The organism is Glutamicibacter sp. BW80 (assembly GCF_002332385.1).
Taxonomy (GTDB): Bacteria; Actinomycetota; Actinomycetes; order Actinomycetales; family Micrococcaceae; genus Glutamicibacter.
On record NZ_NRGV01000069.1, the window covers coordinates 22,769 to 31,806 of the forward strand.

8 protein-coding genes are annotated in these 9,038 nt (G+C 61.8%); 5 read left to right on the forward strand and 3 right to left on the reverse strand.

Translation table 11 applies throughout. The annotated features are described in order from the left end of the window. Positions 1-19 precede the first annotated feature (19 nt). The gene (locus tag CIK76_RS17420) at positions 20-1,480 is read right to left on the reverse strand and encodes an NAD(P)/FAD-dependent oxidoreductase (RefSeq protein WP_255248529.1); all 1,461 of its coding nucleotides are present in this window, start codon (positions 1,478-1,480) and stop codon (positions 20-22) included. Positions 1,481-1,621: 141 nt separating this feature from the next. Between CIK76_RS17420 and CIK76_RS17425 the strand changes: the two genes are divergently transcribed. Then, on the forward strand, positions 1,622-2,401 hold the full coding sequence (locus tag CIK76_RS17425) for a peroxide stress protein YaaA (protein WP_096288815.1): 780 nt from the start codon (positions 1,622-1,624) through the stop codon (positions 2,399-2,401). Positions 2,402-2,754: 353 nt separating this feature from the next. Continuing rightward, positions 2,755-5,115: a metallophosphoesterase family protein gene (locus tag CIK76_RS17430; protein WP_255248530.1), complete on the forward strand. Its 2,361-nt coding sequence runs from the start codon at positions 2,755-2,757 to the stop codon at positions 5,113-5,115. A gap of 97 nt (positions 5,116-5,212) precedes the next feature. On the opposite strand, the gene CIK76_RS17435 is transcribed toward CIK76_RS17430, so the two are convergent. Beyond that, positions 5,213-5,626 carry a VOC family protein gene (locus CIK76_RS17435; RefSeq protein ID WP_255248531.1) on the reverse strand — a complete coding sequence of 138 codons (414 nt, stop codon included), beginning with the start codon at positions 5,624-5,626 and terminating at the stop codon, positions 5,213-5,215. Then, entirely contained in the window at positions 5,602-6,555 is a 954-nt protein-coding gene (locus CIK76_RS17440) for a Nif3-like dinuclear metal center hexameric protein (RefSeq protein ID WP_096288805.1), read from the reverse strand. Before CIK76_RS17440 ends, CIK76_RS17435 begins: the two co-directional genes overlap by 25 nt. 131 nt (positions 6,556-6,686) lie before the next feature. Here CIK76_RS17440 and msrA point away from each other — a divergent pair, with 131 nt between their 5' ends. From msrA to epsC, 3 genes are all read left to right on the forward strand, one after another. Beyond that, positions 6,687-7,214, forward strand: coding sequence for a peptide-methionine (S)-S-oxide reductase MsrA (msrA, locus tag CIK76_RS17445; protein WP_096288819.1), 528 nt, complete (start codon positions 6,687-6,689; stop codon positions 7,212-7,214). A 127-nt stretch (positions 7,215-7,341) separates the two neighbouring features. Further along, positions 7,342-8,277, forward strand: coding sequence for a cysteine synthase A (gene cysK / locus CIK76_RS17450; RefSeq protein WP_096288807.1), 936 nt, complete (start codon positions 7,342-7,344; stop codon positions 8,275-8,277). Positions 8,278-8,416: 139 nt separating this feature from the next. Then, a complete protein-coding gene (epsC, locus tag CIK76_RS17455) occupies positions 8,417-9,001 on the forward strand; it encodes a serine O-acetyltransferase EpsC (RefSeq protein WP_096288809.1) in 585 nt (194 codons plus the stop codon). The last annotated feature ends 37 nt before the right edge of the window (positions 9,002-9,038 follow it).

Consider the following 9,038-nt stretch of genomic DNA (forward strand, 5'->3'; position numbering starts at 1 on the left):
TTGCGCGCGCCGACATCGGTTATGAGCCGCTGGCCACAGTGATGGCCGGATAGTGGTACTCCTCCAGCAGCCGCAGCCAGATTTCGCTCACGGTCGGGTAGGCCGGGACCGCATGCCATAACCGGTTCATGCTCACCTCACCGATGATCGCGATCGTTGCCGCATGCAGCAGCTCGGAGACATCCTGCCCGACAAAGGTCGCACCGATGACCACCTGGCGCGTCTGCTCGACGACCAGATTCGCCCGCCCCGCGGAGGCGTCCGCGTGCAGGCTGGCTCCCGCCACGGCGCCCAGATCCAGCTCGACCACCCGGATATCCAGCCCCTTGCCGCGCGCCTCGTGTTCGGTCAGCCCGACGGCCGCAACTTCCGGGTCGCTGAAAACCACGCGCGGCACCGCCGCATGATCGGCCGTCGCGGCATGCTTCGCCCAGGGTTCGCCCGAAACCGGTGCGCCCTCCAGCCGCGCGGCGATCGCCTCGGCCGCGGCCCGCGCCTGGTATTTCCCTTGATGGGTCAGCAGCGAACGCGAATTTACGTCGCCCACGGCGTACAGCCAATCGGTGCCGGCCACGCGCATCGTGTCATCGACGCTCAACGCACCGTGCGGGTCCAGGCCCAGCGCTTCCAAGCCTAGGCCTTTCGTGTTCGGCCGCCTGCCGGTTGATACCAGCAGCTCCTCGGCCCGAAGCTGGGTGCCGTCTTCCAAGTGGACGCTCACGATTCCTTGCCCGTCTCGCGCCACGCGCACCGGCGTGTCGCCGAAGCGCACCTGCACGCCTTCGCCGCTCAGGGCCGCCGAGACCAGCTCACCGGCGAAGGGCTCTTCGCGGCTCAATAAGGCCCCGCGGGAGAGCATCGTGACCTCGGAGCCGAGGCTGGAGAAGGCGAAGGCAAGCTCGGTGCCCGCCACGCCTCCGCCGATGATGATCAAACGCGGCGGCACCTGCGCCGTTGCCGTCGCTTCCCGGGTGCCCCACGGATTGGCTTCGGCCAACCCGGGTATAGCGGGCAGCACCGGGACGGATCCGGTGGCCAGGGCGACGGCACTAGCCGAGTACTGCCGGTCCCCGACCTGCACGAGGCCGGGGGCGGCCAGAGAACCGTGGCCGCGGATCAGCTCGATCCCCGCCGAAGCCAGCCAGTCGACCTGACCCGCGTCGCTCCAATTGCTGGTGAAAGAATCGCGTCGGGCGAGGACCGCTTCGGCATCGAGGCCGCCGGTGATCGCCTCGCGGGCCCCGGGCAGCCGGCGTGCCGCACGCAGCGCGTGTCCACTGCGCAGCAGGGCCTTGGACGGCATGCACGCCCAATAGGAGCATTCTCCGCCGACCAGTTCGGCTTTGACGATGGCCACGCGCAATCCGCGTTTGGTTGCGTAGTCGGCGACGTTCTCGCCGGCCGGTCCGGCGCCGAGCACGATCAAGTCATAGTCCCGCTCGGCGCTAGCAGGCATTGCGGTTTCCGGAGATTCGGACATGCTCTTTCCTCACTGTGGTGGCTGCTTGCAGGCTTGTGGTCCCAGCGTAGCCAGCGGTGCCCGTTTGGTACATGCCCCGGATTCGCCCGGCGCCGGCGCCGCTGAAAGAAACGGAGGTTGATCTCCGATAAGCTGGAAGGCGTGCTTATTCTGTTGCCGCCTTCCGAAGGTAAGACCGCCCACGCCGAAGGCGCTGTGTTTGAAATCGAAGACCTCTCCTTCCCGGAGCTCGTCGCCGAACGCGGTCAGGTCCTGTCGGCTCTCGCGGAAGTGTCGGCTCGCGAAGATGCCATGGAAGTTCTTGGCGTGGGAGCGTCGCTGGCCAAAGAGGTAGCCCGCAATATTAATCTGCATACCGAACCTTCCGCCCGGGCGCACGAGATCTACTCGGGTGTGCTCTTCGAAGCCTTGAATTATGCTTCGCTGGATGAATCCTCGCAGCGGCGCGCCGACGAATCGATCATCGTGGTATCCGCCCTCTGGGGTGCCGTACGCTTTGCGGACCGGATCCCGCCCTACCGGTTGTCCATGTCGGCGAAGCTCGAACCGCTGGGCAAGCTGGCCAGCTGGTGGAAGAAGCGGCTGACGCCGGTGCTTGACGAGGTCGCCGCCGGGCAGCTGATCGTGGATGCACGCTCCAGCACCTACGCCGCCGCGTACAAACCGAGCAATGGCAATTGCGTTGCGGTGAATGTGTTCCAGCTGCGCAATGGCGTCCCGAAGGTGGTTTCGCATTTCGCCAAGCACACCCGTGGCGAGGTCGCGCGCTTCTTGGTGGAGCAGCCCGTTGCCCCGCAGAACCCGGAGGAACTGCTCGCCCTGGCCAAGACCAAATGGGAAGCGAGCCTGGTCGAAGACAAAAAGGGCCTCGCGCTGAACATCCTGCTTTCCGCGGATCACCAGTTCACCACCGCAAAATAGCCGTTCCGTTTGATCGCCATCGCCGCTAGGGGCACGGATGGGCGATATGTCCCGCCGAATCATTGCCTCTGCTGAACGGCTGCCGAGGATTCGAAGCAGAGACGCTGGAAATCCGCATTCGCAGAACACGTCCTGGCGACAGGTCGCCCTCCTCTGGTGCTGCATTTGGACCACAGTTGGTCATCGCCACGCGCATAGCACCATCGTTGGCAGGGGGAGGTTTCGACACCCTGCCTCGATTCTAGGAATCACAGGTTCACCTGCTGTTCTCTTTCGAGACATTATCTTGGCGTTAGCTGGGTCCATCGGCGAAATTCTCTGCCGGACCACACGCTCACAGCCTGAAGGTAGACATGTCTCCAATGATGAATGCCACACCGTGGCTACGCCGCGGCTCGGTGGCCGCAGCAGTGATAGCTCTGCTGGGAAGCACACTCGTCCCAGCGCAAGCAGCACCCATCGATTCAGCTGCGGAATCGGAATATTCGGTGGTAGTTTCGGCCGAAAGCACTCAATGGAAATATCTCGACGATGGCACCGATCCTGCCGCAGGACAGCCGAATCTGGATGTCTGGACTGCAACCGATTTCGACGATAGCACCTGGAAAAGCGCGACGGGCAGTTTTGGCGCAAAGCATGGTTCTTTGGGTGCCGTCGGCCCCTACACTCCGAAGACACTGCTGAACCATTACCTCGGCGGACAAACCGGCACCGCTACCCCGGCATATTTCTTCCGAACCCAGTTCGAATTGCCTGAAGGCGGCGCGGATGATTTCCTGACCGTCACCGGCGAGGTAGTTTACGATGACGCCTTGGTCATGTGGATCAACGGCACCAAGGTGGCAGGATTCCTCGATGACCGGCTCACCGGCGAAAGCAATCAAGAATACGCCGGTGCCAGCAACGGTAATCCCGTATCGAGCAGCTTCGAAGTTCCAGCAGATGTACTTGTTGACGGGGTCAACACGGTCGCGATTAGTCTGCATAATGACCGCGCTGGCAGCTCCGACATCTATCTGGACGTTCCCGAGCTGAGCCTTAACGTCACGGAGGATATCGACCCGATCTCGCGGGTCATCCTGACGCCAACGGAGACCCCGGCTAGGTCCCAGTACGTTTCTTGGATGGCCGGCAGCGCCGGCGCCGCGACCGGAACTGTCGAATTCCGCGAGACCTCAGGCGAAGACGTGCTCACCGCAGCTGCAGAATTCATCGACCCGGTTAACGGTAATCCGCTGCCGCACTTCTCAGCCGAGCTCAAGGATCTCAAACCTGGAACGAGCTACTCCTACCGTGTGGCCAACGGCTCCAACACCAGCGAATGGAACTCCTTCACCACGGCAGACACCGCGGTCACCGATTTCCAATATATTTACTACGGTGATGCGCAGATCGGCCTCGACACCACGTGGCCAAAGGTCGTCGCTCAAGCCCAGGAGACCGCCCCCGACGCCGTCGGATCGGTTCACGCCGGTGATCTCATCAACACCGGCAGCAATGAGAACGAATGGGACAACTGGTTCAAGGGCATGGAGCAGTCCGCCGCCACAGCCAACGTGATGGCGGCACCGGGCAACCACGAATACTCCGGGGATAACAAACTCTCCGCCTGGAAAGCCAACTTTGAATACCCACGGAACAACCCGTCGGTGGAAACCGCTGGCGAGCTTGCCAAGCTCACCAGCGGCGATACGGCCGCCGCCGCGCAGTACCGCGCACTCTTTGAGCACTGGACCACTTTCGCCGAAGAAACCGTGTACTTCACCGATTATCAAGGCGTGCGGTTCATCACCGTAAACGCTACTCGCGACGCGGGCTTCCTCACTCCGGATAGCCTGCCCGCCTGCTCCGGGGACGACTGCCCGGCCAGTAAAATCTCCACCCTCTGGGTGCAGTTCCAAGCCGCGTGGATGGATCACATCCTGGAAAAGAGCAAATCCAAGTGGAATGTTGTCACCTTCCACCAGCCGGTCTATTCGGCTTCGGCGGGCCGCAATGAACCGGTGCTTCGAGAGGAATGGGTTCCCGTCTTCCAGAAGCACAACATCGATCTCGTCCAGATGGGCCACGACCACGTTTACTCACGTGGCTACAACAATGACAACGTCACCGATTTCGCTGGTGTCACCAATGGTCCGGTGTACATCGTGTCGAACTCTGGCGCTAAGCACTACGATTTGGCCGACGAGAACGACAACGTCTGGACGCAGAACAATGCCACGCAGGTGAAGCGCGGCGAGGACTTCACTACCTATCAGGTGATCGATGTCGCCGAGGATACTCTGACCTACAAGTCCTATTTGGCTGAAAAGACCGCATCGTCCACCACCGATCTGGCCATCGGAGAGGTCTACGACAGCTTCACCGTGACCAAAAACGATTCCGGAACCAAGTGGGTTACCGAGGCTGGCGTCGAGGTTCCCGTGGTTGAGGAAGCGATCGATGTGGAGCTGAGCGTTTCGAGCCGATGCATCGGCAAGAACACGATGCTTAACGTCAACGCGACGAACAATGAGGATTCGCCGATTACCCTGCAGGTTTCCAGCGAATTCGGAAACAAGAAGATGAATAATGTGGGACCGGGCAAGTCCGCTTCGGCTCCGCTCAACGCAGGAAAAGCACCTTTGGAGGCTGGCAGCGTCACCGTGAAAGCAACCCACGGTACAGCTGAAGTCGCCAAGGAAGTTTCCTACGATGCATTGAGCTGCAAGTAGGAAAGCCAGCTTGCACGAAGAGCTCGCAACCTAGGCAATTGACCGCCAGGAAATAGTTTTGGTCGGTAACCCTTCAGGGGTTACCGACCAAAACTGTTTAATCCCTTTGGGCTACCAGCTCGATCTCGAAACCGGCGGCGTCCGCCAGGTACGCGGCGTAGTGCTCGGCTCCCCCGGCGTGCGGATGCTCCGCGGGGAACAGCAGGGAGAAGCCGTGCTCGAGCGCCTCGGCGGTCAGCTCATCGACCTGCGCGCGGCTTCCGGCATGGAACGCGAGATGGTTCATTCCCGGGGCGCACCGTTGATGCGGCGCATCGATCACGTCCGGCCCGGATTCGAGCACGATGTAGAAGTCCTGCTGTCGATAGCTGACGCCGCTGGCCCACGTGGACTCGACGTCGAATCCCAGGCGCAGCAACAGCCAGCCCAATGAGCTGGTGCTGGCACGCAGGTCGGCCACCCAGAGTTCGAGATGATGCAGCATCGCTACGGGGTGAGCACGAAGTCCCAAGGGTCGGAGTTTATCTGCGACACCTCGATCTCCACCTCATGGCCCAGATCCTGCAAGACGTTCTGCAGCGCCCGGGCCCCGGCCGAAAGCCAGACCCATTCGGAGGCAAAATGCGACACATCGATGAGGAAAGGGTGTCCCCCATCGGCAGATTCACGGGCTTCGCTGGCCGGGTGGTGGCGCAAATCCGCGGTGACGTAGACATCGGCCTTGTGCGCGCGCACCGCGTCGAAGAGGGAAGCTCCGGCCCCGCCGCACAGGGCGACCTTGCGGACGATGCCCAGACGCTCCCCGGCGACGCGGACGCCACCGGCTACCGCTGGCAGCACGGTATACACGCGTTCGGCGAAGTCCACGAGCTTCATTGGCTTGTCGAGGTAGCCAACTCGTCCCAGCCCCTCTTCGGGCAGGCCGTCCTTGGTTTCGACCAGCGGCACGCAGTCTGTGAGGCCGAAGGCGTCGGCGAGGGCGTCATTCACGCCACCGATCGCATTGTCGGCGTTGGTGTGGGCGGTCAACAAGGCGGTGCCTGTTTCGATCAGCCGGTGAATTGCCTCGCCCTTGAAGCTGGTGCCCGCCACCTGGGTCACTCCGCGCAATAACAGCGGGTGGTGGGTGATCAGCAGATCGGCGTCGCGTGCAATCGCATCGTTGATGACTTCCAAGGTCGGGTCCACCGCCAGGACGATCTTCTTCACCTTGGCGGTGGTGCGGCCGGTGACCAGGCCTACGGCATCCCAATCTTCGGCCAGCGACTGCGGCCACAGCTCTTCCGCGGCCTCAAGCACTTCGCCCAGGGTCGTGGCACCGATTCTCGCGTCGGCCTCGACGTTCTCTGCCGCTTCATCGCTCACGGAAGATAGGTTGGCGGACGGGGAAGCAGGGTTCTTCTGCTCCGGATCCTGCGGGGTATTAGCCTTGCTCTGCATGCTTCCACCCTACGCGGTGCAGCCCGCTCAGGAACATAATGCAACGCCGCGACGTTATGGACTCTGTGAGTATTCTCAGATTAGACACGCCCCATCGTTTCTCCGCCCGAATGACCGTGGCGGACACCGAACTGACGACCTTTGTCCTTGCCGGAGGCTGCTTTTGGTGCCTCGACGCCGTGTACCAGCGCACCCGTGGCGTGCACGCGGTGCTCTCCGGGTACCAGGGCGGACATACCAGCAATCCGGATTACCGGCAGGTGTGTTCCGGCACCTCCGGCCACGCCGAGGTGGTTGCGGTCATCTTTGATGCACAGGTGGTTCCCGCCGAAGTCATCCTGGACATGTTCTTCACCGTGCACGACCCGACGACGCTCAACCGCCAAGGCTATGACGTGGGCACGCAGTATCGTTCGGCGATGTTCCCGTTGGATGAAAGCCAGCGCGAGGTCTTCGAGGCGAGCATGCAAAAGTACGCGGCACTCTACCCGGACCCGATCGTGACGACTATCGAGGAGTCGAAAGATTTCTACCCAGCCGAGCAAGTGCACCAAGATTACTACTCGGAGAACCAAGAAGTCGGGTATTGCCGAGTCATTATTGACCCGAAGCTCGCAAAAGTCAGGAAATATTACGCCCAATGGCTTAACGAGAGCTAAGCGGCGAGCGAGCCGATTAGGGTTAGCAGTGAAACTTTAAGGACGAAACGCCGTATTCACGGCCTTCTCCAACCACCCTCGCCGGGCATCAGCGGCCTGCATCGAGTCACGTAAGGATTGCGTATACATGGGCAAGATCTACAACAATGTCACCGAGATCATCGGAAACACCCCCCTGGTGAAGCTCAACCGCTTAGGTGAAGGGCTGCCAGGCAGCGTCGCGGTGAAGCTGGAGTTCTACAATCCAGCCAACTCGGTCAAGGACCGCATCGGCGTAGCCATCGTCGATGCCGCCGAAAAGTCTGGCGACTTGAAGCCAGGCGGCACCATCGTTGAAGGCACCAGCGGCAACACCGGCATCGCACTGGCCATGGTTGGCGCGGCCCGCGGCTACAAGGTCATCCTGACCATGCCGGAGACCATGTCCACCGAGCGTCGCGTGATGCTGCGCGCCTACGGTGCCGAGATCGTGCTGACCCCGGGTGCCGACGGCATGCGCGGTGCGGTAGAAAAGGCCAAGGAAATCGTGGCCACCTCGGAGAACGCCATCTGGGCCCAGCAGTTCGCGAACACCGCGAACCCACAGGTGCACGCGGACACCACCGGCCCGGAGATCTGGGCAGATACCGATGGCAAGATCGATGTGCTCGTGGCCGGCATCGGTACCGGTGGCACCATCACCGGTGCGGGCCGCTACCTGAAGGAAAAGAACCCCAACCTCAAGATCGTTGCGGTCGAGCCAAAGGATTCACCAATCCTCAACGGCGGCAAGCCAGGCCCGCACAAGATCCAGGGTCTGGGCGCGAACTTCATCCCCGAGGTGCTCGACACCGACCTGTATGACGAGGTGCTCGACGCCTCGATCGAGGATTCGGTCTCGGTGGCACGTGACCTGGGCGTTAAGGAAGGCATCCTCGGCGGCATTTCCGCCGGTGCCGCCGTCTGGGGCGCCCTGCAGATCGCGGCCCGCGAAGAGAACGCCGGCAAGCAGATCGTCACCGTGATCCCCGACTTTGGCGAGCGCTACATCTCCACCCTGCTCTTCGATGACATCCGCGGCTAAGAAATAGTTTCTTTCTTCGCGAATAAATCGGCGTGACCCGTCGTTGGATCTTAATAGGTCCGCGGTGCGGTTTGCGCCGATTTGTCATGTGCCCAATTCAGCGGCACCTCAGCATGCAGCACGCACTAAGGTTGTTTATATGAGTTTTTTCTCCCGGTTACGTGAAGACCTCGCCAACGCCCGCTCCCATGACCCGGCAGCACGCAGCGATACCGAGAACTTCTTCGTGTATTCAGGATTGCATGCCATCTGGATCCACCGGCTGGCGCATAAGATGTGGCAGAACCCCTCGCTACGCTGGCCGGCCAGGCTGCTCTCGCAGGCGAACCGTGCAATCACCGGCATCGAGATCCACCCCGGTGCCACGATTGGGCGTCGCTTCTTCATCGACCACGGCATGGGAATCGTCATCGGCGAAACCGCCGAGATCGGCGACGACGTGATGCTTTATCACGGAGTGACCCTAGGCGGCCGGTCGCTGGCCAAGACCAAACGCCACCCGACCATCGAAGACCGCGTGGTCATCGGTGCCGGCGCCAAGATCCTGGGCCCGATCACCATCGGCGCCGACTCGGCCGTTGGCGCGAACGCGGTGGTGGTCAAGGACGCACCGGCAGGTTCGATCGTCACCGGAATTCCGGCGCAGAACCGACCGCGCAAGCCAGATGAGCATAAGCCCGCGGTGGATCCTGCGGAGTATATCGACCCGGCGATGTGGATCTAATTCCCCGCTGAATCGACTGCCGGTGGCCCGGTGCCTT